At 55.5% G+C, this 23,428-nt stretch carries 22 protein-coding genes; 10 read left to right on the forward strand and 12 right to left on the reverse strand.

Going from position 1 to position 23,428, the window contains the following annotated elements; all coding sequences use genetic code 11:
• On the forward strand, positions 1–778 hold a 778-nt coding region (locus C2U68_RS21090; RefSeq protein ID WP_186289498.1), incomplete at its 5' end, for an efflux RND transporter periplasmic adaptor subunit.
• Positions 779–793: 15 nt separating this feature from the next.
• Here the strand turns inward: C2U68_RS21090 and C2U68_RS04810 are convergent.
• Both C2U68_RS04810 and C2U68_RS04815 read right to left on the reverse strand, forming a co-directional pair.
• Positions 794–1,834 carry an MJ1255/VC2487 family glycosyltransferase gene (locus C2U68_RS04810; RefSeq protein WP_140911383.1) on the reverse strand — a complete coding sequence of 347 codons (1,041 nt, stop codon included), beginning with the start codon at positions 1,832–1,834 and terminating at the stop codon, positions 794–796.
• Positions 1,831–2,355: a phosphatase PAP2 family protein gene (locus C2U68_RS04815; RefSeq protein WP_140911384.1), complete on the reverse strand. Its 525-nt coding sequence runs from the start codon at positions 2,353–2,355 to the stop codon at positions 1,831–1,833. Before C2U68_RS04815 ends, C2U68_RS04810 begins: the two co-directional genes overlap by 4 nt.
• 289 nt (positions 2,356–2,644) lie before the next feature.
• Here C2U68_RS04815 and C2U68_RS04820 point away from each other — a divergent pair, with 289 nt between their 5' ends.
• The 5 genes from C2U68_RS04820 (at position 2,645) to C2U68_RS04840 (ending at position 10,981) form a co-directional block, all read left to right on the forward strand.
• Complete coding sequence (locus tag C2U68_RS04820; RefSeq protein WP_140911385.1) at positions 2,645–4,102, forward strand: TrkH family potassium uptake protein; 1,458 nt, start codon at positions 2,645–2,647, stop codon at positions 4,100–4,102.
• 101 nt (positions 4,103–4,203) lie between these two features.
• Positions 4,204–5,133 (forward strand): protein translocase subunit SecF, encoded by a 930-nt coding sequence (gene secF, locus C2U68_RS04825; protein WP_140911386.1) that lies wholly within the window; start codon positions 4,204–4,206, stop codon positions 5,131–5,133.
• A 54-nt stretch (positions 5,134–5,187) separates the two neighbouring features.
• Positions 5,188–8,787, forward strand: a complete 3,600-nt coding sequence (locus tag C2U68_RS04830) for an FAD-dependent oxidoreductase (protein ID WP_140911387.1) — start codon at positions 5,188–5,190, stop codon at positions 8,785–8,787.
• Positions 8,788–8,930: 143 nt separating this feature from the next.
• Positions 8,931–10,343 carry a sodium:proton antiporter NhaD gene (gene nhaD / locus C2U68_RS04835; protein ID WP_409563844.1) on the forward strand — a complete coding sequence of 471 codons (1,413 nt, stop codon included), beginning with the start codon at positions 8,931–8,933 and terminating at the stop codon, positions 10,341–10,343.
• 428 nt (positions 10,344–10,771) lie between these two features.
• Positions 10,772–10,981 (forward strand): cold-shock protein, encoded by a 210-nt coding sequence (locus C2U68_RS04840; RefSeq protein WP_054760518.1) that lies wholly within the window; start codon positions 10,772–10,774, stop codon positions 10,979–10,981.
• A 37-nt stretch (positions 10,982–11,018) separates the two neighbouring features.
• Here the strand turns inward: C2U68_RS04840 and rimO are convergent, their stop codons facing one another.
• From rimO to C2U68_RS04860, 4 genes are read right to left on the reverse strand one after another with little or no spacing between them, the layout of a single operon-like run.
• Positions 11,019–12,329, reverse strand: a complete 1,311-nt coding sequence (gene rimO, locus C2U68_RS04845; protein WP_140911389.1) for a 30S ribosomal protein S12 methylthiotransferase RimO — start codon at positions 12,327–12,329, stop codon at positions 11,019–11,021.
• 18 nt (positions 12,330–12,347) lie between these two features.
• Positions 12,348–12,680 carry a TusE/DsrC/DsvC family sulfur relay protein gene (locus C2U68_RS04850; protein ID WP_222101868.1) on the reverse strand — a complete coding sequence of 111 codons (333 nt, stop codon included), beginning with the start codon at positions 12,678–12,680 and terminating at the stop codon, positions 12,348–12,350.
• Positions 12,671–12,964 carry a sulfurtransferase complex subunit TusB gene (gene tusB, locus C2U68_RS04855; RefSeq protein WP_140911391.1) on the reverse strand — a complete coding sequence of 98 codons (294 nt, stop codon included), beginning with the start codon at positions 12,962–12,964 and terminating at the stop codon, positions 12,671–12,673. Before tusB ends, C2U68_RS04850 begins: the two co-directional genes overlap by 10 nt.
• On the reverse strand, positions 12,964–13,284 hold the full coding sequence (locus C2U68_RS04860) for a DMT family transporter (protein ID WP_140911392.1): 321 nt from the start codon (positions 13,282–13,284) through the stop codon (positions 12,964–12,966). Before C2U68_RS04860 ends, tusB begins: the two co-directional genes overlap by 1 nt.
• Positions 13,285–13,363: 79 nt before the next feature.
• Between C2U68_RS04860 and C2U68_RS04865 the strand changes: the two genes are divergently transcribed.
• The 3 genes from C2U68_RS04865 (at position 13,364) to C2U68_RS04875 (ending at position 18,654) form a co-directional block, all read left to right on the forward strand.
• The gene (locus tag C2U68_RS04865; protein WP_140911393.1) at positions 13,364–14,125 is read left to right on the forward strand and encodes a flagellar brake protein; all 762 of its coding nucleotides are present in this window, start codon (positions 13,364–13,366) and stop codon (positions 14,123–14,125) included.
• 109 nt (positions 14,126–14,234) lie between these two features.
• Complete coding sequence (mfd, locus tag C2U68_RS04870; protein ID WP_140911394.1) at positions 14,235–17,696, forward strand: transcription-repair coupling factor; 3,462 nt, start codon at positions 14,235–14,237, stop codon at positions 17,694–17,696.
• A 37-nt stretch (positions 17,697–17,733) separates the two neighbouring features.
• Positions 17,734–18,654 carry a restriction endonuclease gene (locus tag C2U68_RS04875; RefSeq protein ID WP_140911395.1) on the forward strand — a complete coding sequence of 307 codons (921 nt, stop codon included), beginning with the start codon at positions 17,734–17,736 and terminating at the stop codon, positions 18,652–18,654.
• A gap of 78 nt (positions 18,655–18,732) precedes the next feature.
• Here C2U68_RS04875 and C2U68_RS04880 read toward each other — a convergent pair whose 3' ends face one another.
• Both C2U68_RS04880 and C2U68_RS04885 read right to left on the reverse strand, forming a co-directional pair.
• The gene (locus C2U68_RS04880; RefSeq protein WP_140911396.1) at positions 18,733–19,110 is read right to left on the reverse strand and encodes a lipocalin family protein; all 378 of its coding nucleotides are present in this window, start codon (positions 19,108–19,110) and stop codon (positions 18,733–18,735) included.
• A gap of 168 nt (positions 19,111–19,278) precedes the next feature.
• Positions 19,279–19,548: a hypothetical protein gene (locus C2U68_RS04885; RefSeq protein ID WP_140911397.1), complete on the reverse strand. Its 270-nt coding sequence runs from the start codon at positions 19,546–19,548 to the stop codon at positions 19,279–19,281.
• A 256-nt stretch (positions 19,549–19,804) separates the two neighbouring features.
• Between C2U68_RS04885 and C2U68_RS04890 the strand changes: the two genes are divergently transcribed.
• Positions 19,805–20,221 carry a DUF805 domain-containing protein gene (locus tag C2U68_RS04890; protein ID WP_140911398.1) on the forward strand — a complete coding sequence of 139 codons (417 nt, stop codon included), beginning with the start codon at positions 19,805–19,807 and terminating at the stop codon, positions 20,219–20,221.
• Positions 20,222–20,286: 65 nt separating this feature from the next.
• Here C2U68_RS04890 and C2U68_RS04895 read toward each other — a convergent pair whose 3' ends face one another.
• From C2U68_RS04895 to orn, 4 genes are all read right to left on the reverse strand, one after another.
• A complete protein-coding gene (locus tag C2U68_RS04895; RefSeq protein WP_140911399.1) occupies positions 20,287–20,676 on the reverse strand; it encodes a group I truncated hemoglobin in 390 nt (129 codons plus the stop codon).
• Positions 20,677–20,834: 158 nt separating this feature from the next.
• The gene (gene serS, locus C2U68_RS04900; protein ID WP_140911400.1) at positions 20,835–22,106 is read right to left on the reverse strand and encodes a serine--tRNA ligase; all 1,272 of its coding nucleotides are present in this window, start codon (positions 22,104–22,106) and stop codon (positions 20,835–20,837) included.
• A 41-nt stretch (positions 22,107–22,147) separates the two neighbouring features.
• Positions 22,148–22,855, reverse strand: a complete 708-nt coding sequence (gene crcB / locus C2U68_RS04905) for a fluoride efflux transporter CrcB (RefSeq protein WP_140911401.1) — start codon at positions 22,853–22,855, stop codon at positions 22,148–22,150.
• On the reverse strand, positions 22,855–23,400 hold the full coding sequence (gene orn, locus C2U68_RS04910) for an oligoribonuclease (RefSeq protein ID WP_140911402.1): 546 nt from the start codon (positions 23,398–23,400) through the stop codon (positions 22,855–22,857). Before orn ends, crcB begins: the two co-directional genes overlap by 1 nt.
• Positions 23,401–23,428: the final 28 nt, after the last annotated feature.

The following is a 23,428-nucleotide window of genomic DNA, read 5'->3' on the forward strand; positions in this document are numbered from 1 at the left end:
GCTGGGCGCTCGCCGCCAGAAATTGCTGGCGGCGAGCGCCCAGCAGGCCGGAGCCCGTTCCCGCTTCAGCGAAGCCGAACACAATCTAAACCGCACCCGCGACCTGCACCGCCAGGACATCGTTTCCACCCGCCGTCTGCAAGAGCAGCAAGCGATACGCGATGCAGACCAAGCCAATCTGGCCGCCAACAGTTACCAGCAGCAACTAATCGCCGCCAACAGTCGTTTGACCTGGGGCGACACACTGACCGAGTGGTTCACCCACCCGCAGCACAAAGTCGCCGCCGAATTGCTCGAACACCGGGCGCAACTGCTGCAAATCACACTGCCGGCCGGCAGCCGTCTAGAACCCGGCGTGGTCCGGATTCAAGTCGATCCGGCCGGACAACGCCAGTCCGCGCTCAGTGCCGAGCTGGTCTCGGCCGCGCCGTTAGCCGATCCGGTTACGCTGGGTCAGCGCTATTTTTTCAAGTGCGGCCAATGCCGCTGGCCGTTGGGCACCCACGTCACGGCCTGGTTGCCCAGCGGTCCGGCCGGCGAACCCGGCGTAGACCTGCCGCAATCGGCAGTGGTTTGGCACACGGGTCAAGCCTGGGTGTTCGTCAAAACCGATGCGACCCATTTCAGCCGCCGGCCGCTGGCCGCCTATTCCGTCAACGGCGGACATTATTTCGTCGCCGAAGGTTTACATCCGGGCGAAGAAATCGTCACCAGCGGCGCGCAAACGCTGTTGTCGCAAATGCTGAAAGCGCAGATTCCGGAAGAGGATAACGATTAGCGGCCGAGCGCCGACCTAGTGCTTGATCGGCAATACTTCAACCGATTCCCAGACCCGCTCGACGAACTCGGTATCGATCTGCGGCATGCCGCAGGTGATCCATTGCACGATGCTCTTGGCCACGTTGGGATAAGTCACCCGCACGCTATGCGGGTTGTGTAGCCAATCCTCAATCGCTTGCGGATCCAGATCGAACATGGTGTGGCCGTAACCCAGTTGTTTCAGCGCCTCGGCATTGGAGATTTGTTCCATCTGCGCGTGTAACGGCTTGACCAAAATTTTCTTGCCCAACTGCAATGACTCGCTGGCCAGTTCGAAACCCGCGTTGCTGATAATGCCGGCACAATCGTACAAGTCACGCTGAAAGCCGTCGCGCGACAGCGGTTTGCATTGCACGTGCGAGTATTTGGACGCCACCGGCTGCGGCGAATAGACGTGGAACTCGAAATTTTCGAACGGACACAACAGTCTGACCACTTCCTCGCCGTCTTCGAACGGCAGATACACCACGATTTTGTTGGACTGTACCTGCGGCGGCAACTCCGGCGTCTCGATGATCGGCGGCAGAATCGGCTGGCCGAAATGATGCCAATGCAGACCGATACCGATATCGGCCGGCGCGAAATATTTCATGACCCGCTCGGCGATCGGATCGCCGCCGGCACGCGGAATCTTGTGACCGAATGCATATTGATGGCCGATGCCTAACACTTGTTTCTGCTGCCGTTTCGCGGCCCAGGCGGTGACCGGCTCGAAATCGCTGATCACCAAATCGTATCCGCTCAAATCCAAGCTGTTAATGTCTCTAACAAACCGAATCGGACTGGCCTCGATCGCGGTCTTCAAATAGCTGACCTGGCCTTTGTGGGTGTTGAAGGTCAAACCGGTTTTCACCTGGTAACCGTTGAACACTTCCATGTCGAAGTATTGCTCCGCCGGGCGACCGCTGAACTGAAAGTCCACTTCGCAACCGGCCGCGTATAATTCCTTCGCCATTACCCGCGCCCGGGTAATGTGGCCGTTACCCGTGCCCTGCACACCGTAAAAAATTTTCATGATAGAACGTAGTTGAGACTAAAAATTGCGATGCCGACACCCAGCACCATCCCCATCAGCGTGTCGGTCGGAAAATGCACCCCCAGCACGACTCTGGAAAAGCCGACCGCCGCCGCCCAGCAATACAAAACCGTCGCCAACGCCGGCAGGCAATAGCCGAACAGGGTTGCCACCATGAACGCCGCCGAAGTGTGGCCGGACGGAAAGCTGAACTGGTCGGCCGGCTTGATCGCACTAGTAAAATTGCTCAGCGCTTGCTGCGGACGGTTACGTTTGAAACCTTTCTTCAGCGCGAAATACACCGGTCTTTCGATCAAAAACGCCAAAACCATGGCTTGCAACAACCCGTCCTGACCGCCGCGATCCCAATACAGCCAAGCGGCCGCCAGCACATACAGCAAGCCGTCGGCGGTACGGGAAATACCCCGGCACGCCGGCATTAGACTGGCCCGAATCGCCACGCCGTTAACCCAGGTGAACATCGTCACGTCGTATTTGTGGATGGAATAAATTAGCTTCATGGCTTAGCCCTCCCGTTTGTTGCGCGCGTCGGCCGCGACTGTCGCGCAAACTCAATATCTTGGATTTTCCTTACCTTCAACAATCCTTGACTGCACGGCCAGTTTAGGGGTGATTTGTGACAAGCGGATGACGCTTTGTTTAAGGTTTTGTGACAAGGCCAAATTCCGGATTGTTTGTTACAATTGCCGGCTGCGGCGCGCCCGACTCACCTGGCGGCAGGCCCTGAGCTCCCGGCCCGCGCGCTCCCTTTACGGCAACCCTCCTCTCGGATCGATTCAGACGACAAACATGCGACGTTTTTGCACCCTTGGCTTTGTGCTCGGCCTGATTCTGATGGTATTCGGTTTGACTTATATCTTGCCGATTGCGACGTCTTTATATTTCGACGACGGCATGGCCGAACATTTCGTCAACGGCATGTCTTTGAATATTGGCGTCGGCAGCCTGCTCTCGGGCCTGACCATGCGCTTTCGCGGCGACGTCAAAACCCGCGACGGCTATCTGCTGGTGGCTTCGTTCTGGATTTTGATGTCTTCGGCGGCAACCTTGCCGTTGATCTGGGGCATTCCCGGATTGTCGTTTACCGATGCTTTTTTCGAATGCGTCTCCGGCTTCACCACGACCGGCGCTACCGTGCTGGTGGGTCTGGATCAGTTGGCGCCGTCATTGAACCTGTGGCGGCATGAATTGAACTGGATCGGCGGCCTGGGCATCATCGTGTTGGCCGTGGCGATTCTGCCGCTGCTGGGCGTTGGGGGCATGCAGTTGTACAAGGCCGAAATCGCCGGCCCGGTCAAGGACAGTAAAATCACGCCGCGCATCACCGAAACCGCCCGTTTGCTGTGGCTGGTGTATGCCGGCGCCACGGTGTTATGCACGTTGAGCCTAAAACTGGCCGGCATGGGCTGGTTCGATGCGCTCTGCCACGCGTTCTCGACACTGGGCCTGGGCGGATTCTCGACCCACGACGCCAGCATCAGTTATTACGATTCCCCGGCGATCGAATTTGTGCTGATCGTGTTTATGCTGATTTCAGCCATCAATTTCGCCACGCATTACACAGTCATACACCAATTCAGCCTGAAACCTTACCTGCTCGATCCGGAAGCGATTCCGATGCTGGGCGTGGTATCCGGCAGCATTCTGCTGTGCGCCGGCTACTTGTGGCATTTCGGTACTTATCCGGACATTTTCGAAAGCCTGCGCCACGTCGCGTTCAATCTGGTTTCGGTCGCTACCGACTGCGGCCTGATGAGCACCGACTACGATCGCTGGCCGCCGTTCGTGCCGTGGTGGATGTTGTATCTGAGTTGCATCACCGCCTGCACCGGCTCTACCGGCGGCGGCATCAAAATGTTCCGCACATTGCTACTCTGGAAGCAGGCCGGCCGGGAAATGTTCAGCATCCTGCATCCGCGGGCGGTTAATCCGATTCGGATCGGCGATACCCCGATTGCGAACAAGATCATTTTCGCGGTTTTGGCGTTCATCTTTTTGTACTTCATCTCGATCGTGGTACTGACCTTTTCGCTGATCTTTTCCGGGCTGGACCCGATTTCGGCGCTTAGCGGCATCATTGCCTGCATTAACAACGCCGGACCGGGTTTGAACGTGATCGGCCCGGCCCAAAATTACGGCGTACTCAGCGATTTTCAAACCTGGATTTGTTCGATCGCGATGCTGCTGGGACGACTGGAAGTATTCACGCTGATCGTGCTTTTTACACCCACGTTCTGGAGAAAATAGTACAATTCGCCGACTAATTCCGCTTCGGCCCCACTAACTGCGCCCAAGTGATTCAGGCCGCCGGCAACAACCCATCAATTCTAAAATCAGGAACATTCGACATGACTTCCGCGCGACACATCGACTTTCTCAGCAAAAGAAAAATAGCCTTTTTCTTTTCCGGCAGCCTGCTACTGATTTCGATCATTTCGTTTTTCGCCAAGGGCCTGGATCTGGGCATCGATTTCACCGGCGGCAGCGTCTACGAAATGCATTACAACCAAGCCGCGGATCTGGACAAAATGCGCGCCACGCTGGAGCAGGAAGGCTTTGCCGACGCCAATCTGCAGCATTTCGGCAGTGCGGCGGACGTACTGATCCGGCTGAAACCGGTGGAAAGCATCAGCCAAAAGGAACTTAGCGAAAAAGTCCTGAAAGTTGCCAATAGTAGCCAAGCCCAGCCCGGCGAATTGCGCCGCGTCGAGTTCGTCGGCCCGCAGGTCGGCGAAGACCTGATCAACGACGGCGGTTTGGCGCTGTTGTTCGCCTTTATCGGCATCATGGTCTACGTCAGCATCCGCTTCGAGTGGAAACTGTCGTTGAGCGCGATCGCCGCGCTGTTCCACGACACCATCATCACGATGGGCTTTTTCTCGGTATTCGGCTGGGAATTCGACATGACCGTACTGTCGGCGATTCTGGCCCTGATCGGCTACTCAATCAACGATACCATCGTCGTCTACGACCGGATCCGGGAAACCGTCCGCACCAGCCGGATCAAAGATTCGATCCACGACATCGTCAACACCGCGCTGAACGATACGCTGAGCCGGACCATCCTGACCTCTTTGACCGTATTCCTGACCTTGCTGGCGCTGGCGTTTCTGGGCGGCAAAACCATCCACGGCTTTGCCATCGCGATGCTGATCGGCGTGGTCAAGGGCACTTATTCGTCGATTTATATCGCCAGCTCGCTGGCGTTGAGCCTCGGCCTGACCCGCGAAGACTTGATGCCGCCGGCCAAGGACAACGTCGTCGACGACATGCCTTAAGCGGCCGCCAAATTCTGATTTCCAACTTCAAGCGTACATATCCGGAATAACTTGATGACCCAACAGCTAAATACTCGCGAACTGACCCAATTGACACTCGGCATCCCCGGCTTCGAATACAAAGACCTATACGACAGCAAGCGCCTGGCCGATTTGCTGACCGTGTTCGACCAATCGGTCAAGCATCACGACTCGGCTCTGTTCGACGAAATTGCCGCCTACCGCGCCTGCGGCGGCGACGGCATGAAGCCGGAAGACATATCCGAGCTACTGGTCAGAACGGCGCCGCTGGTCGGCACCTTCGTCGCCAAGCTGTTCAACGTGCAAGACGTGCGCGACAAGCAAATCAGCCACATCCGTGGCGAGTTCGACAGCGTATTTACCTACCGCACCGAGATTGTCGGCAATCTGGCCAAATCGTTCAAAGGACAAACCATCGACGGCTGGGATATCGCCGCATTGCGCGCGGAAATGGACGCTTTATTGGCCGCCGCCGGCAAACAGGATTTGTTCAACACCGACCCGGAACTGGCCGTCAGCGAACTCGGCGCCGACCTGTGGCGGGCAGCGCAACAGGAAAACGCCAGCGCGGAAACGCTGGCCGGTTACGACACGGTTTGCCGCTGGAGCTTTGCTGCCAAGCAGGTTCCGGAATTGCAAAGTCTGGTCGCGAAATGGTTGAGCTTTAAAGTCCCGGCAAAAACCAACCTGGATAATCTGGTAGACCACGAAACGGTCGATCAAAATGGCTATGGCGTTTGGGCTTGCGACGACCATCACCATCGCCGCCGCGACGGTTTCGCCTTGACCGACAAGCGCTTCAACCAGCGCCAGACCTTGTACGAGGTCGACCACTGCATTTACTGCCACGACCGCGACAACGATTCCTGCTCGAAAGGCATCAAGAACAAAAAAGACGGCACGTTCAAAACCAACCATTTGAACGCGTTGATGACTGGCTGCCCGCTGGAAGAAAAGATTTCCGAAATGCACGTGGTCAAACGTCAGGGCGACAACATCGGCGCGCTGGCGATGATCATCATCGACAATCCGATGTGCCCCGGCACCGGCCACCGGATTTGCAACGACTGCATGCGCGGCTGTATTTATCAAAAAACCGAGTCGGTCAACATTCCGCAGATCGAAACCAACGTGCTGACCGACGTGCTGTTCATGCCTTGGGGCTTCGAGATTTACAGCCTGTTGACCCGCTGGAACCCGCTCAACGTCAAACGTTCAGTGGCATTGCCCTATAACGGCAAAAACGTGCTGGTCGCCGGCATGGGACCGGCCGGTTACACCCTGGCGCATTACCTGTTGAACGAAGGCTTCGGCGTCGTCGGCATCGATGCATTGAAAATCGAGCCGTTGCCGCTGCATTTGACCGGCGACCGTAACAATCCGCCCATGCCGATCATTGATTTCAAGGATTTGTACGAAGATCTGGACAAGCGGGTCATGCTCGGTTTCGGCGGCGTCGCCGAATATGGCATTACCGTGCGCTGGGATAAAAACTTCCTGAAAGTGATTTACCTGACCCTGCTGCGCCGCAACGCTTTCAAATGCTATGGCGGCATTCGCTTCGGCGGCACCATTACGATTGATGAAGCCTGGGAGCTGGGTTTCGACCATATTGCGATCGCCAGCGGCGCCGGCAAGCCAACCATCATCGACCTGAAAAACAACATGACCCGCGGCATCCGCAAGGCCTCCGACTTTTTGATGGGCTTGCAATTGACCGGCGCCGCCAAGGAATCCTCGCTGGCCAACCTGCAAGTGCGCTTGCCGGCCGGCGTGATCGGCGGCGGCTTGACCGCGATCGATACCGCGACCGAACTGCTGGCGTATTACCCCGGTCAGGTCAGCAAAATCCTGCATCGTTACGAGAAGCTGGTGGCGAAATACGGCGAAGCCGAAGTCCGCCGCCGTTACGACGCCGAGGAACTGGAAATTCTGGAAGAATTCCTGGCCCACGGCCGGGTCATCGAGCAAGAACGCGAGCGTGCAGCCGCAGCCGGCGAAACGCCGAACTTCCTGCCGTTCCTGAAGCAATGGGGCGGCGTCACGCTGTTCTACCGCAAAGGCATCAAGGACTCGCCAGCCTACCGGCAAAACCACGAAGAAATTCACGAAGCTTTGTCCGAAGGCATTTATCTGGCAGAAGGCATGAGTCCGCTGGAAGCGATCGAAGACCAATACGGCCATTTGAAAGCCGTCCGTTTCGAGAAACTGACCGAGCAGGAAGGCCGCTGGAAGAAAACCGACGAGGTCGAAGTAAGCTTGCGCGGCCTGTTCATTGCCGCCGGCACCGCGCCGAACACGATCTACCAGTCCGAGCATCCGCGCACCTTCGCAATGGAAGGCAAATTCTACAAACGTCACGAACCTGACTGGCTGGACGGCAAAGCGCAACTGGCACCGATGGCCGACGAAGCTCAAGTTAAGGTCGGCAAACCGGCGCCGTTTACCTCATACCAAAGCGAAGGCCGTTACATCACCTTCTACGGCGACAACCACCCGGTTTACGCCGGCAACGTGGTTAAAGCGATGGCCAGCGCGAAAGACGGTTACCCCTATATCGTCAAGCTGTTCGCCAACGAACTGGCTGCACTCGATCCGACCCAACAAGGCTCGCGCGATGCGCAACTGCACGGTTTGCAGGATAAATTGGACGAGTTGTTCATCGCCCGCGTCGTCGAGGTCAACCGCCTGACCCCAACGATTATTGAGGTCGTGATCAAAGCCCCGGCGGCAGCCAAACATTTCGAACCCGGCCAATTTTACCGGGTGCAGAATTACGAATCGCTGGCACCGGTGGTCGAAGGCACCACGCTGGCCGCCGAAGGCTTGGCCTTGACCGGCGCCTGGGTTGACAAAGAAAAAGGCCTGGTATCCTTGATTGCATTGGAAATGGGCAGCTCCAGCCGCCTGTGCGCGACCTGGAAACCCGGCGATCCTCTGGTATTGATGGGCGTCACCGGCGCCCCGACCGAAATCCCGACCGGCAAGACCGTGTTGCTGTTGGGCGGCGGCTTGGGCAACGCGGTATTGTTCTCGATCGGCAAAGCCATGCGCGCCGCCGGCAACAAAGTGTTGTATTTCGCCGGCTACCGCAACCGGATCGACTTGTTCAAGGTACCGGAAATCGAGGAAGCCTCCGACGTCATCGTCTGGGCCGTCGACAACATACCCGGCAACGACGCCATCCCGGTCACAAGGCCGCAGGATAAAACCTTCGTCGGCAACATCGTCGAAGCGATGGTCGCCTACGCTGAGGGCCACCTGGGCGAGACCACGCTGAAATTGCAGGACGTGGACCATCTGATCGTGATCGGCTCCGACCGGATGATGGCAGCGGTTAAGGCAGCCCGCTTCGCGGCGCTGAAACCGTATTTGAAGGCCGGCCACGAAGCGGTCGGCTCGATCAACTCGCCCATGCAGTGCATGATGAAAGGCGTCTGCGCGCAATGCTTATGCAAGCATGTCGATCCGGAAACCGGCGAGGAAAGCTTCATGTACTCCTGCTACAACCAGGACCAAGCCTTGGATTACGTGGACTTTCCGAATTTGAACGCCCGCTTGCGGCAAAATACCGTGCAGGAAAAACTCTCGTCGTTGTGGTTGACGTATCTGCTGGAAACAGCGGGTAATTAAACCTTCACAACATCCACCCGCATTTCCGGTTTCGGCTGGAAACGCGGGCTGCTTTCGCGGCCAAGGAACTCGATACCGCCGCGACAGTCTGGGCTTCAAATTTTGAAAGGAGTTCGCTCGTGTTACTACGTATTTCGCTGTTTCTGCTATGTGCTTGCTCGCCAATCCTGGCTTGGGCCAGCGCAGACCCCGCCACCGCCCACGTTCTCGACCTGACCCATCATTGGGTCGGCTACTTGGCCATTTGCATCTTCTCGCTGGCCTATACCTTGGCCATGACCGAGGAAGTCACGGAACTGAACAAATCCAAACCGATGGTCTTGGCGGCAAGTTTGATCTGGGCTTTTATCGCCGGCGTCTACGTACACGGCGGCATGCGCGAGGAAGCCGGGCAAGCCTTCCGCGCCGCACTGATCGGATATGCGGAGCTGTTTTTGTTCATCATGGTGTCTATGGCCTATTTGAACGCAATGGAAAATCGCGGCGTGTTCGATAATTTGCGGGTCTGGCTACTGAGCAAGGGCTTCAGCTACCGCAAACTGTTCTGGATAACCGGCTGCATGTCGTTTTTCATGTCCTCGGTTTGTAACAATCTGACCACTGCCTTGTTGATGGGCGCGGTAATTACGGCCATGGGCAAGGACAACCCTCGCTTCGTAACGCTGGCGGCTATCAATGTGGTCGTAGCCACTAACGCCGGCGGTTCGTTCAGTCCATTCGGCGATATCACCACGCTATTGGTCTGGCAAAGTGGAGTGGTGCCGTTCGCCGATTTCTTCTCGCTGTTCATTCCAGCTATCGTCAATTTTGCGCTGCCGGCAATCGTCATGCATTTCTGGATTCCGCGGGAATTTCCGGGGGCGGTCGGTCGAGCGCCAATTATGAAGCGCGGTGCATTAGCGATGATTGTGCTGTTTTTGTTGACCATCATTACCGCGGTCTGCTTCGAGAACTTTTTGAAACTGCCGCCCGCCGCCGGCATGCTGGCCGGTCTGACCTATCTCAAGTTTCTCGGTTATTACCTGCAAAAAACAGAAGGCAGAGCCAAGGGCAGCGACTTTGCCCACGTTTACAAATTATTCCAAGTGGAGCTGCCAGCTAGTCGCCAAGATCAGAAGTTCGACGTATTCAAAAGCGTCGCCCATCTGGAGTGGGACACCTTGCTGTTTTTCTACGGCGTAATGATGAGCGTTGGCGGTTTGAGTTTCATCGGCTACCTGACGATGGCCTCCAACGTGTTGTACATCGGCATGGACCCGACCATTGCCAACATTCTGGTCGGCATTTTTTCCGCCTTCATCGACAACGGCACAATCATGTTCGCTGTGCTGACCATGCACCCGGATATCTCGCAAGGCCAATGGCTGTTAGTGACGCTGACTGCCGGTGTCGGCGGCAGCCTGTTGGCAATCGGCTCGGCGGCCGGCGTCGGTCTGATGGGGCAAATGAAGGGGGTTTACACCTTTAGCGCCCATTTGAAATGGATGCCGGTGATTTTACTGGGTTTCTTCGGCAGCATTGCCACCCATTTTTTGCTAAACGGCCATTATTTCTAACGTGGTCTCGGCGGCGACGGAGCGCTGCCCGTTTGGCCAATTGCCAAAAATACCAAATTTGTATCGCCTTCAGCAAAATATTATCGGTTTGCCAGCGCCAACTGGAACTCTGGAGCCGGCCATAGCCCCATCAAAAAAGCATCATTAATTTCAATAACTTGACTAAACTCCCTTTTGCCGACACACCTGTCCGCTTGCATTCGCCGCAGACACTACCGTGCAAAGCCGGGTCGTTAGGAGCAAAAATCGCTTTACTTTTTGTGGATAGCCGCGACGAGGCATGTATAATGAAGCCGATTTAGCTCGGTATCGTTGTCGCTTTTCAAGCTCGCAATAGGATCAACAAACTTTGTTTTCCGCTTACCCGCTTTAGTCACAAACCCTAGTTCCAAACCAGCGAATAGCACTTTTTAAAGCAAGAGAAATTTATGTCAGTTCAAGTAGAAGGCAAAGTTAAATGGTTCAACGATGAAAAAGGTTTCGGCTTCATCGAACAAGAGGGCGGCAAAGATGTGTTTGTGCATTTCAGCGCAATCAACGGCAGCGGCCGCAGAACTTTGAAAGAAGGCCAAAAAGTCACGATGGAAGTGACCAACGGCCAAAAAGGCCCACAAGCGGAAAACGTTACTCCGTTATAAGCCCGATAAAAAAGCCGCCTCACCAGCGGCTTTTTTGTTAGACCAGTTTGGCCCACAGGTCGTAGTCGTCGGCGTCTTCGATTTCGACGTCGACGAAGCTTCCAACCTGCAGGTGGCTTGCGCCGTCGATGAACACTTGACCGTCGATTTCGGGGGCATCGCTTCTGCTGCGCGCCACCGCCCCTTCTTCGACGACCTCGTCGATCAAGACGGTCTCACGGCATCCTATCCGTCGCTGTAAGCGTTCGGCGCTGATCGCAGCCTGATGCTCCATAAACCGCGCCAACCGCTCCTGCTTGACCTGTTCCGGCACCGCATCCGGCAGCGCGTTTGCCGCCGCGCCCTTAACCGGCGAATAGGCAAAACAACCGACCCGATCCATTTGCGCTTCGCTCAAAAACTGCAACAGCTCTTCGAATTCCTGCTCGGTTTCGCCGGGAAAACCGACGATGAAGGTGCTACGAATGGTTAAATCAGGACAAATGTTGCGCCAGGCACGGATACGCTCCAGATTGTTTTCCGCCGCAGCCGGCCGCTTCATCAGCTTCAAAATTCGGCTGCTGGCATGTTGAAACGGAATATCCAGATACGGCAAAATTTTCCCGTCGGCCATCAACGGCACCACATCGTCAACATGCGGATAGGGATAGACGTAATGCATCCGCACCCAAACTCCCAGCTCGCCCAATGCCGCCGCCAAATCCTTGAAACGGGTTTGGTAGTCGCGGCCGCGCCAAGCCCGGCTTTGGTAGTGTAAATCCAGGCCATAAGCGCTGGTATCCTGCGATACGATCAACAGCTCTTTTACACCGGCGGCAGCCAGGCGTTCCGCCTCGGCCATAACGTCGTCGATCGGCCGGCTGACCAGGTCGCCACGCATCGACGGAATGATGCAAAAGGTACAGCGGTGGTTGCAGCCTTCCGAAATCTTCAAGTAGGCGTAATGCTTGGGCGTCAATTTGATGCCTTGCGGCGGTAACAGCTCCAGGAAGGGATTGTGCGCCGGCGGCAAGTGTTCGTGTACCGCGTCCAGCACCTCGTCGGTGGCGTGGGCGCCGGTAATTTTCAGCACTTGCGGATGGCGGGCCAGAATCTCGTCCTGCCGCGCCCCCAGACAACCGGTGACGATGACCCTGCCGTTTTCGGCCAAAGCTTCGCCGATGCTGTCCAGCGACTCTTCCACCGCGGCATCGATAAAGCCGCAAGTATTGACGATAACCAGATCGGAATCCTTGTAATTCGGCGAAACCTGGTAGCCCTCGGACCGCAAGCGGGTCAAAATCTGCTCGCTATCGACCAGCGCTTTCGGGCAACCCAAACTGATAAAACCAACACGCGGATTAGTCATTAAATTCTCTCGAAATCGTTATAAACAAGTGGGCGGTTTCGGCAAGCCGGCTATCTTGCAAGCGTATTTCAGCGGCCCTTTGGGAAATAGTTTTTGCAGATAGCGGCTATTGCCTTTGTCTTCGCCAAATTGCTTGCGCACTGCGGCGACAAACATCCGGGCATTGGGCAGGTGTTTAAAGCGGGCGTAGTAGTCGCGGATGAAATACAGGATTTCCCAATGCGCATCCTCCAGTTCCAACGCTTCTGCCTGTGCTAACACCTCGGCGACGCGTCGGTTCCATTGCGCTGCGTCGCGCAAGAAACCGTCTGCCGTGGTGTCCAAAACCGCGCCGTCGTAAATCAACACCAGGAATGGATCGCGGGGTGTTTAACGGTCAGCTCGACCAGCCCAGCGTAATCTATGGGTTCCACACCGGGCAACAGCCGCCCCGCTTGTAAGCCATACGCCTCGACCATGTCCCGCATCGCATAGACTTGGCAGGCTCGCGCCATGACCTGCTGCAACAGCCGGTTATCTTGATGGCCGCGTAACGCACCGCAGACCGTGGCATCCAGCAACACGATATCGTCGCCGGGCGCCATTCTCGCAAACACCTCGGCCTGCAACGGCAATTGCGACAACAAATGCAACATCACTCGGCGTGGGTCAGTTTCAGGCCGACGATACCGACGACAATAAACATAATCGACGCCAGCCGCACCCAGTCGGCAGGCTCCTTAAACCAAAGGACACCGATCACGGCAACGCCGACCGCCCCCATGCCGGTCCAAACCGCATAGGCGGTTCCCAACGGCAAAGTACGGATAGCCAACATCAGCAAGTAAAAGCTGGCGATACCGGAGACGCCGGTTACCACACTAGGCCATAGCTTGGTGAAGCCATCGTTATATTTCAGACTTACTGCAAACACGATTTCCGAACACCCCGCCACCAACAACAGCAACCAACCCATCAAAACTCCTGCCTATACACTATAATCCTGCTTATTTTACAATAGCCCTTTCCGCACACCGCAATATTTAGCAACTTTAATGGAAAAAGAATCCGACTATCTTGTTAGAGGCTCCAAACTGGTTTTTGGCCACCTGACCGATCTGGTAAAGAAAAAGTGCATCATTTCTGCGCACTTTGGCGAACACAACCAATCGTTTTTGACCACGATTATCGATCTCGACCAGAAAGCCAACCTGTTGGCACTCGATGTCGCGCCCACCGAGTTGTTGAACAAACAGTTGCTGAATTCGCCCAAAGTGCTGTTCCGCACCGAATACGAAGGGATCAAGGTCTCCTTCCGCGGCAAATCGATCAAGAAATCGCAAAGTGACGGCCACCCGGTACTTGCAATGCCGATTCCAGACGCGATTTTCTGGATGCAGCGCCGCCAGTTCTACCGGGTTAAAGTACCGCTTTCGCATGCCAACAGCCTGTGCGTAATGATGTTTACCCCGCCCCAGGATCCTGACGACATCGAGAATACAGAACCCACGGTGCTAAAAGCCTCATTTAGGTTGGTCGATCTGAGCTTTTCCGGGTTTGCATTTCTGAATCCGGATTCGCAATTCGACAAATATCTGAATCCGGAAGACAAGCATGAAGGCTGCATGATGTATCTGCACGACGGCGGACAAGCCAAAATCAGCTTCGAAATCAAAGAAATAACCCGAGTACGCGCCACCGTGACCGGTACTCAGCAGCGAGTCGGCTGTCGTTTCACCGACATTCCGCCGGCGTTCGAAACCAATATTCAACGCTACATGCAGGATATCGAGATCCAACAAAAAAACTTGGCTTGATCCTAAAAAACGCTGGCACGCGGCCTTCCTCCAGACAAGACCTACAGCCACTCCGTTTGCCAGTTAGCCTGGCCTCACTGTCGTTCCCGCTATACCCATTCCAATTGCCATGAACGCGTCTCCGCTACAACTTCCCGAATTACCGAAACAGTCCACCCAAGCCCATATCTGGCGCGACCTAGCCGGCTGCGGCGATGCGCTGGCGCTCGCCACGGCGATCGCCAGCGAAAAACGCTTGGCCGTCATCGTCACACCGGACACGCAAACCGCGTTGCGCCTGGAGCACGAACTGGGCTTTTTTCTGGACAGCGCCTATCCGATATTGCAATTTCCGGACTGGGAAACCCTGCCCTACGATGTGTTTTCGCCGTTGCCGGAAATCATTTCCGAACGCTTGCGTACGCTGGCCCTGCTCCCGGAAACCAAGCGCGGCGCACTGATCGTACCGATCTCGACCTTGATGCACCGGCTGGCGCCGCGCGAACACATCCTGGCCCACAGTTTTGCCATTGAAGTCGGCGGCACCTTGAGCCTGGACCTGACCCGCGCCAAATTGGAAGCGGTGGGTTACCAGTGCGTATCGCAGGTGTATCAGCACGGCGAATTCGCGGTACGCGGCTCGATTTTGGACCTGTTCCCGATGGGCTCCAAGCAGCCGTACCGGATCGAGCTGTTCGACGACGACGTCGAATCGATCCGCAGTTTCGATCCCGACACGCAGATGTCGCAGGACAAAATGCAAAAAGTCGAATTGTTCCCGGCCCGCGAATTTCCATTTACCGACGACGCGATCAAACGCTTCCGCCAGGCCTTTCGCGAGCAATTCCCCGACGCCTCGCCGAAAAACAATCTGTACGTCGACGTCTCCAAGCAAATCGCCCCGGCCGGCATCGAATATTATTTGCCGCTGTTCGTCGAGCGCACCGAATCGCTGTTCGATTACTTGCCGAGCAGCGCGCTATTCGTGCTACCGGCCGAATTTGAAACCGGTGCCGGCCAGTTTTACGCCGAGGCCGAAGAGCGTTATCAGCAACGCAAATACGACGTCGACAGGCCGCTATTGCCGCCGCAGCGCCTGTTTTTAGCCGCCGACGAATTGGCTGGCAAAACCCAAGCTTTCAGCCGCATCGTGCTGGACCACCAAGGTGAACAAGGCGAATCGCTGCATTGCCAAACGTTGCCCGATGTCGCCATCGATAGCCGCTTGAAAGAACCGGCGCAGCGCCTGCGCCAGTTCATCGAAGGCTTTGCCGGCAAAATCCTGTTCGTTGCCGAGACTGCCGGCCACCGCGAGGGCCTGATCGAGAAACTGAAAAGCGTCAAACTGGCCGCCAAGCAAGTCCAAAGCTGGCCGGAATTTCTGCAAAGCGAACAGTCGCCGTGCATCGTCGTCGCGCCGATGGATCACGGGCTGTTGCTCGACCAACCGAAGCTGGCCATCATCACCGAAAGCCAGCTCAGCGGCGAAAAAGTCCAGCAGCGCCGGCGCCGGGCCAAATCCGCCGCCCGGGCACTGGAAAACATCTTCAACAACCTCGACGAGCTGACGATAGGCTCGCCGGTGGTCCACCAGGAACATGGCGTCGGCCGCTATCTGGGGCTGCAGACTCTGACCGTCGGCGGCATCGAAGCCGAGTTTCTGATGCTGGAATATGCCGGCGGCGACAAGATTTACGTACCGGTCGCGTCGCTGCATCTGATTGGCCGCTACAGCGGCGTCAGCGCCGAAAACGCCCCCTTACACAAACTCGGCACCGAGCAATGGAGCAAGGCCAAGCAAAAGGCCATGGAGCGGGCCCGCGACGTGGCCGCCGAATTGCTGGACATCCACGCCAAACGCGCCGCGCGCGGCGGCTTTGCCTTTAGCTTCGACAATAGCGACTACAACGCCTTTGCCGCCGGCTTCCCGTTCGAGGAAACCCCCGATCAGCTCAGCGCCATCGAAGCGATTTTGCAAGATATGGCTGCGCCGCAACCGATGGACCGCGTAGTATGCGGCGACGTCGGCTTCGGCAAGACCGAAGTGGCGATGCGTGCGGCCTTTGTGGCGGTGCAAAGCGGCAAACAGGTGGCGGTGCTGGTGCCAACCACCCTGCTGGCGCAGCAACACTATCAAAACTTCCGCGACCGCTTTGCCGACTGGCCGGTGCGCATTGAAGTCACCTCCCGTTTCGTCACCGCCAAACAGCAAACCGCCATCGCCGACGATCTGGCCGAGGGCAAGGTCGACATCGTCATCGGCACCCATAAGCTGCTTTCCAAGGATATGAAATACAAGGCCTTGGGCTTGGTGATCATCGACGAGGAACACCGCTTCGGCGTCACTCAAAAAGAGCATTTCAAAAAGCTGCGCAGCGAACTGGACTTGCTGACACTGACCGCAACGCCAATCCCGAGAACCTTGAACATGGCCATGGCCGGCCTACGTGATATTTCCATCATCGCCACGCCGCCGCCGAACCGCCATGCGATCAAAACCTTCGTCAGCGAATGGATCGATTCGCAAGTCCAGGAAGCCTGCCAGCGCGAAATCAAACGCGGCGGTCAGGTATTCTTCCTGCACAACGACGTCAAGACCATGGACAAAATGATGCGCGAATTGGCCGAGCTGGTGCCGGAAGCGCGGATTCAGATCGCCCACGGCCAGATGGCCGAGCGCGAGCTGGAGCAAATCATGCTGGATTTTTATCACCAGCGTTTTAATGTGCTAATCGCCACCACCATCATCGAAAGCGGTATCGACATCCCCAGCGCCAACACCATTGTCATCAACCGGGCCGACAAGCTGGGCCTGGCCCAGTTGCACCAGTTGCGCGGCCGGGTCGGTCGGTCGCATCACCGCGCGTATGCCTACTGCATCGTGCCGCCGAAAACGCTAATGACCAAGGACGCCATCAAGCGCCTGGAAGCCTTCGAGACCTCCGGCGAACTCGGCGCCGGCTTCATGCTGTCCTCGCACGACATGGAAATCCGCGGCGCCGGCGAGTTGCTGGGCGACGAACAAAGCGGACAGATTCAGGAAATCGGCTTTACCTTGTACACCGAGTTGCTGGAGCGCGCCGTCAAAGCCTTGAAATCCGGCAAGCAGCCGGAACTGGACGCGCCTTTGGACTATGGCCCGGAAGTCGATCTGCAAGTAGCAGCCTTGATTCCGGAAGACTATTTGCCGGACATCCACGCCCGCCTTGTTTTGTACAAACGCATCGCCAGCGCCGAAACCGAAGACGATTTGCGCAAGTTAAAAATCGAAATGATCGACCGCTTTGGCCTATTGCCGGATCAGGTCAAAGCCTTGTTCGCGGTCACAGAACTGAAGCAACAAGCCGCGCATCTGGGCATCCGCAAAATTGAAGCCCACGCCACCGGCGGCCGCATCGTGTTTACCGCCACGCCGCAAATCGATACCGGCGAGTTGATCTTGATGATCCAAAGCCAGTCGCAGGTGTATAAATTCGACGGCGCGGATAAATTGAGGTTTACCCAGACTCTTAAGGATATGGAGGATAAGGTGGCGTTTTTGGAGAAGTTGTTGTCGAGGTTGGCACCTAGTTCGGCATCAAGCATAGGCTGACGATTTCCTACTCATTAGGCAATAACGGACACGTAACATGACCATCCCCGACTACCAGACAATAATGTTGCCAGTATTGAAACTTGCATCGGATGGCAATGAACATAAATTCAGCCATGCCGTCGACGCTCTGGCTAAAGAGTTCGCACTGACAGTAGAAGAGAGAAATGAACTCCTACCAAGCGGCAGCCAAGCAATATTTAACAATCGGGTAGGCTGGGCTCGATCTTATTTGAAGCAAGCTGGCTTATTGACGGCGCCGAGACGAGGATACTTCGCAATTTCGGACAAAGGCGCAGAATTACTTAAAAACAATCCCGATCAAATAGACGCATCAGTCCTCGAACAATATCCGGAATTCATCGAATTCAAAAATCGCAAAAAGGACAAGGGCGAAACTGAGCCGAATCCGGTATTCGCATTCGAATCGCAATCCACATTAACTCCGGAAGACGCACTTGCCTCAGCTTACAACAAGCTTCGTTCTGCGGTTGAATCTGAAGTTCTCGCTGCGGTCAAGGAAGCATCGCCGTCATTCTTCGAACGAGTCGTTATCGACCTGTTAGTGAAAATGGGTTATGGCGGTAATCGGCAAGATGCTGGCAGGGCGCTTGGCAAAAGCGGTGACGGTGGAATTGACGGCATTATTAATGAAGACCGCCTGGGACTGGATGTAATCTATATCCAGGCCAAACGCTGGGAGGGCGTTGTGGGGCGCCCCGAAATTCAAAAGTTCGCCGGCGCGTTGCAAGGCCAACGTGCAAGAAAGGGTGTTTTCATTACCACTTCATCTTTCACGAAAGAAGCCAAAGAATATGTTTCGGTCATCGAATCAAAAATCATACTGCTCGATGGCGAGAATCTTGCCAAGCTCATGGCCGAACACAATGTTGGAGTCTCTACAATTGGTCTTTATGAGGTCAAAAAACTGGATTCCGACTATTTTGATAATGAGTAGGTCGTCAGTTCGCGTCGTTCCGATGCACCTGACTTGCCGGGCGGCTTTTGGCTAGCAAGCCCCCGGCAACTCAAAGGATCACTTCTTATTGAAATGGTAAATATCCCCAAATTTACCCTTCAACGTCATCGTTTTATCGTCCTTTTCGACCAAGGAAAAAACGTCGAATTTGTCTGACCTACCCAATAGCGAAATTTTCAACTTGCCGTTTTCCACTTCGTAATTGACCGGCGCTTGGTCGTAATAAGTGCCGTCGCGCGGAATGTGGGTGATCGTGACCTTGCCGGCGTTGAACGCCCAAGTATCCTCCCGCTTGAGCGTATCCTGAGCGCTGGCCGATTTCTTGGTGTACTCCAGTTTCCAGCTACCCTGAATTTCGTCGCCGGATTGCAGCGGCACGTCGGCATAACTCTGGCCGGCCATCGCCAATAAAAGCACTGCCCAATATTTTTTCATGTCGCTCTCCCCGTTTTTGATAAACATAGAGCGTCAGGATTGTACGCTCAGTTTTCCGGAAAGTATCCTTATTCCTTTAGGGGGTTTGGTTGAAGCACGCGCTCGCAAAAACCGGCTCCGCCGACGCACTGCCGCTGGCGCCGAAGCAGACGAAACTCACCCCCTTATCTACCGATCCGAGTTAGTCGGATAGCTGTAAATGGCCTGACCATGGGCTTTATCGACATAGACCATGTCTATCTCGGCGATCGGCACCGAAGGCACCAACATAGGGTAACTGTGTATTCCGCGGTTATAGGCAGGATCGTCGTAAAGAACCTGCACGGCCGTAGATTTGATATGTCCGGAGCCTATTCCTCGGTCGCCGTGAGACCACGCCGCGCCAGAAAACAAGCCTATTGCGATCGCCATTATTTTGATGATTTGTGTGATTTTCATGATTGTTCTCCCGGTAATACTAGAATCGCCGGTTTTGCTCGAAGCTGAGCTTTCCGGCTTGGAAACATTCTGAACAAGCTCAACAAATAAATAAAATCGATAGTTTTTATATCGACGATAGTCTTTTTGAATAGACCTCCCCGTCATCTGCAACAACGGCAGAATGACACTGGAAATCGGATTCGGTTCGGCCGGACGAAGCGGATTCCGTTAAAATCGCGAGTCTGTTGGCGAATATTCCCGAAAAACATCGAACATGCTGCGCTACGACCGATCCCGATACATTGCCCTGGGCCTGCCTTGTCTGATTAATGCCGCACTTATGATCTACGGGTTGGAACTGAAATTGGGGGAATTCCCGGTGGGACTGGCCGAACGCGGCTATTGGCTGTTGGCAGCCAGCCTGGGACTTTTCGGCGCCACAGCGATGATCAAACGCGCCCGCGACATCGGCTCGTCGGCGTGGGGGATATTATTGGGGTTTTTATTCGCGCCGCCGCTGATGTTGCTGATCGGGCTCGTGTTGTGCTTCGTCCCGAGCAATCCTGATGCAGATCGCCTGGAACCGGCTCCCGCCGCCGCAACCGCTAAAATTTGGCTGCTGGGAAGCGGTTTGTTGCTGACACCGTGGTTAGCCGTGTTGGTACTACGCCAATGGCCGGGGTATTTCTGAACTTAGACTCGGATTGACGCCGCCACGCCACCCACAACCTTGTGGCGGCAATGGCGACAAACAGCTTATTTGCCCAGCACTTCGCCTCTGACACTTTCCACCAGGGCGGCCGCTTCGGCGATCAGTTCCGGCGGAACGTTCAATTCGGTCATCGTCGCGCCCAGATGCTCCATGACGGCATCATAGTGCGAGTCATTCAATCCCATTTTAACCAGCCGGGCGTGACCGTCGCGCAAGGAACGGCCGGCGTAATTGTTGGGTCCACCGAATGCCACCGTCATAAAGGCCTTCAAATGTTCGACCTGTTTTGGCATGTCGGTCTTATCGAAAAAACGGTTGATGCGATAATCGTCCAACACTTTTCCGTAAAACAGATCAACTGCGGCATTGACCGCTGCCTCGCCGCCGATTCTTTCGTACAAAGATGGCCCTTGCACTTCGTTTGCTTCACTCATGGTTACCCCTCCTCTATTTTATGATTGTTATCGAGGCCGGAGCCAACTCGGCAAGCCTTTGATTTTGCCAGGGTTACCGACCTCGGCGCGGATGATAACCCAGGATAGTTTCGCCTCCAAACTATTTTGCCGACCCTAAAGACCGGACTAATCGTAAGTTATTGAATCTTTTCGAGACCGCCCAAGTAAGGTCGCAGGGCTTCCGGCACGGCGATCGAGCCGTCGGCATTCTGATAGTTTTCCATCACCGCAATCAGGGCGCGTCCGGCGGCCAGACCGGAACCGTTTAGCGTGTGTACCAACTCCGGCTTGCCGGTTTCCGGGTTGCGCCAGCGAGCTTGCAGGCGGCGAGCCTGAAAATCCTTGAAATTGCTGCAAGACGAAATCTCCCGGTATTTTTGTTGACCGGGCAACCAAACTTCCAAATCGTAGGTTTTGGATGATGAGAAACCGGTATCACCGGCGCACAGCAATACTTTACGGTAGGGCAGATTCAGTTTTTGCAGGATTTTTTCGGCGTGGGCGGTCAGTTCCTCATGGGCCTGAGCCGATTGTTCCGGCGTGGTGATTTGCACCAACTCCACTTTCTCGAACTGGTGCTGGCGGATCATGCCGCGCACGTCGCTGCCGTAAGCACCGGCTTCGCTGCGGAAACAGGGTGAATGACAGACGAATTTCAACGGCATCTGCTTGGCGTCGACGATGACGTCGCGGACGATATTGGTCACCGGCACTTCGGCGGTCGGAATCAGGTAAAAGGTCGGATCGTTTTTAACGGTAAACAGGTCGGCTTCGAACTTCGGCAGCTGGCCGGTGCCGCGCAAACTGTCGGCATTGGCCATAAACGGTACATACGTTTCCTGGTAGCCGTGTTCGTTGACGTGGGTATCCAGCATCAGTTGAATGATGGCGCGTTGCAAGGTGGCCAGCTTGCCGGCCAGCACCACGAAACGGGCGCTGGCGATTTTGGCACCCAATTCGAAATTCATACCCAACGGCTCGCCCAGATCGACATGGTCCTTAGGTGCAAAATCGAATTGGCGCGGCTCGCCCCAACGGCTGATCTCGACATTATCGGCATCGCTTTTGCCGGCCGGAACCGATTCGTCCAGGATGTTGGGAATACCTTCCAGCATGACATTCAGTTGATTCTGAATGTCGTTCAATTCCGACTCGGCAGCCTTGAGTTGATCGCCCAAATCGGCCACCTGGTCTAGCAAAGGTTGAATATCCTCGCCCTTGGCTTTGGCCTGGCCGATAGCTTTGGAACGGGTATTGCGTTCGTTTTGCAAATCCTGAGTTCTGACCTGTACGTCCTTGCGCCGGTCTTCCAAAGCTTGATAAGCCTGAGTATCGAATTGAAAACCGCGGCGTTGCAATTGCTGCACGACCAGGTCCAGGTCGCTTCTAAACAAACGGGGATCTAACATGGTTACAGCTTTCCTGAATTAATGATGAGAAAAAACGGCGGTTATACCTGCTTGCCCAGCCACAAGCCGAACCACAATGCGCCGCCGCAGAACACAAGGTTGCCGAGAAATACCGTTAGCATGGCGTCGATATGCGATTCGAACGAATGTCCGCTTTCCAGCAGATACAGAATCAAATACAAACCGGACAGCGTCAGGAATACGCCGATCAGCAGCGTTACCAAAATAGCCCGGTGTTCGATGGAAATTTCGAGCTTATGCAGCAATATCGTGGCGACGATACCGATCAGGAAGGCGCCGATGCCGTTCACCACAGTCAGCGCGTAGGGATAAGGCCAATCGCCGATGCGCACGGCACCCTGGCCGTAGAAAAATAAGCCCTTACCCAACGACAGGCCGGCCCAGACCGCCAGCAGGCAACCGATGACGCTGACGGCGATATTCAACCCGGCCTTGCCGATTTGGCCTTGTTCCAGCAGAAAGAACGTTTCCAGCGAAAAACTGGAAAAGGTCGTGAAGCCGCCCATCACCCCGGCCAAAATCGCGGTGCGGTATTCCAGTGCGATCGCCAAGCGTTGCAGAATCAAAGCTTCCGTCATCAAGCCGATCAGGAACGACCCAATCAGATTGACCGTCAGCGTGCCATAGGGAAACCCGCGCCCCAACCACAGGTAAACGCCACTGGACGCCATATAGCGCAACATAGAACCGATGGCGCCGCCCAACGCGACGGCAAATAGTTGCAGCATCAGAACTTGAAGAAGGTTTCCCGGTAGTAACGCAGTTCATCAATCGACTCGATGATGTCGTCGAGCGCCTTGTGCGAAGCCTGCTTATTGAATCCGTCCTTGATCTGCGGCGCCCAACGCGCGGCCAGTTCCTTGACAGTGGAAACGTCCAGATTCCGGTAGTGGAAAAACGCCTCCAACTTGGGCATGTAACGATACAAAAACCGCCGGTCCTGGCAAATGCTATTGCCGCACATCGGCGAGGTTCTGGCCGGCAGCCATTGCTGCAGGAAGTCCAGCGTACGCCGCTCGGCTTCGGCGGCGTCGATATCGGAATTCTGGACCCGCTGGATCAAACCGGACTGGCCATGGTGCTGCTGGTTCCATTCGTCCATCGCCGCCAGCGCCGCATCGGCCTGGTGCACCGCCATGACCGGGCCTTCGGCCAGGATATTCAGATTCTTGTCGGTGACCACGGTGGCGATTTCAATGATCAAATCGTTATCGGGATCCAAGCCGGTCATTTCCAAATCGATCCAGATCAGATTGTCCTTATCTTGAGTCATTGCGTTTCTATGTTATTAATAATGTTGC

The sequence above is a fragment of the Methylomonas koyamae genome, from assembly GCF_006483455.1.
GTDB classification, from domain to species: domain Bacteria; phylum Pseudomonadota; class Gammaproteobacteria; order Methylococcales; family Methylomonadaceae; genus Methylomonas; species Methylomonas koyamae_B.

What these genes read in the sequence shown, in the direction of transcription:
- C2U68_RS04810 (WP_140911383.1), bottom strand. Translation starts at nt 1,834, where the DNA reads ATGAAAATTTTTTACGGTGTGCAGGGCACGGGTAACGGCCACATTACC.
- C2U68_RS04815 (WP_140911384.1), bottom strand. Translation starts at nt 2,355, where the DNA reads ATGAAGCTAATTTATTCCATCCACAAATACGACGTGACGATGTTCACC.
- C2U68_RS04820 (WP_140911385.1), top strand. Translation starts at nt 2,645, where the DNA reads ATGCGACGTTTTTGCACCCTTGGCTTTGTGCTCGGCCTGATTCTGATG.
- secF (WP_140911386.1), top strand. Translation starts at nt 4,204, where the DNA reads ATGACTTCCGCGCGACACATCGACTTTCTCAGCAAAAGAAAAATAGCC.
- C2U68_RS04830 (WP_140911387.1), top strand. Translation starts at nt 5,188, where the DNA reads ATGACCCAACAGCTAAATACTCGCGAACTGACCCAATTGACACTCGGC.
- C2U68_RS04840 (WP_054760518.1), top strand. Translation starts at nt 10,772, where the DNA reads ATGTCAGTTCAAGTAGAAGGCAAAGTTAAATGGTTCAACGATGAAAAA.
- rimO (WP_140911389.1), bottom strand. Translation starts at nt 12,329, where the DNA reads ATGACTAATCCGCGTGTTGGTTTTATCAGTTTGGGTTGCCCGAAAGCG.
- tusB (WP_140911391.1), bottom strand. Translation starts at nt 12,964, where the DNA reads ATGTTGCATTTGTTGTCGCAATTGCCGTTGCAGGCCGAGGTGTTTGCG.
- C2U68_RS04860 (WP_140911392.1), bottom strand. Translation starts at nt 13,284, where the DNA reads ATGGGTTGGTTGCTGTTGTTGGTGGCGGGGTGTTCGGAAATCGTGTTT.
- C2U68_RS04865 (WP_140911393.1), top strand. Translation starts at nt 13,364, where the DNA reads ATGGAAAAAGAATCCGACTATCTTGTTAGAGGCTCCAAACTGGTTTTT.
- mfd (WP_140911394.1), top strand. Translation starts at nt 14,235, where the DNA reads ATGAACGCGTCTCCGCTACAACTTCCCGAATTACCGAAACAGTCCACC.
- C2U68_RS04875 (WP_140911395.1), top strand. Translation starts at nt 17,734, where the DNA reads ATGACCATCCCCGACTACCAGACAATAATGTTGCCAGTATTGAAACTT.
- C2U68_RS04880 (WP_140911396.1), bottom strand. Translation starts at nt 19,110, where the DNA reads ATGAAAAAATATTGGGCAGTGCTTTTATTGGCGATGGCCGGCCAGAGT.
- C2U68_RS04885 (WP_140911397.1), bottom strand. Translation starts at nt 19,548, where the DNA reads ATGAAAATCACACAAATCATCAAAATAATGGCGATCGCAATAGGCTTG.
- C2U68_RS04890 (WP_140911398.1), top strand. Translation starts at nt 19,805, where the DNA reads ATGCTGCGCTACGACCGATCCCGATACATTGCCCTGGGCCTGCCTTGT.
- C2U68_RS04895 (WP_140911399.1), bottom strand. Translation starts at nt 20,676, where the DNA reads ATGAGTGAAGCAAACGAAGTGCAAGGGCCATCTTTGTACGAAAGAATC.
- serS (WP_140911400.1), bottom strand. Translation starts at nt 22,106, where the DNA reads ATGTTAGATCCCCGTTTGTTTAGAAGCGACCTGGACCTGGTCGTGCAG.
- crcB (WP_140911401.1), bottom strand. Translation starts at nt 22,855, where the DNA reads ATGCTGCAACTATTTGCCGTCGCGTTGGGCGGCGCCATCGGTTCTATG.
- orn (WP_140911402.1), bottom strand. Translation starts at nt 23,400, where the DNA reads ATGACTCAAGATAAGGACAATCTGATCTGGATCGATTTGGAAATGACC.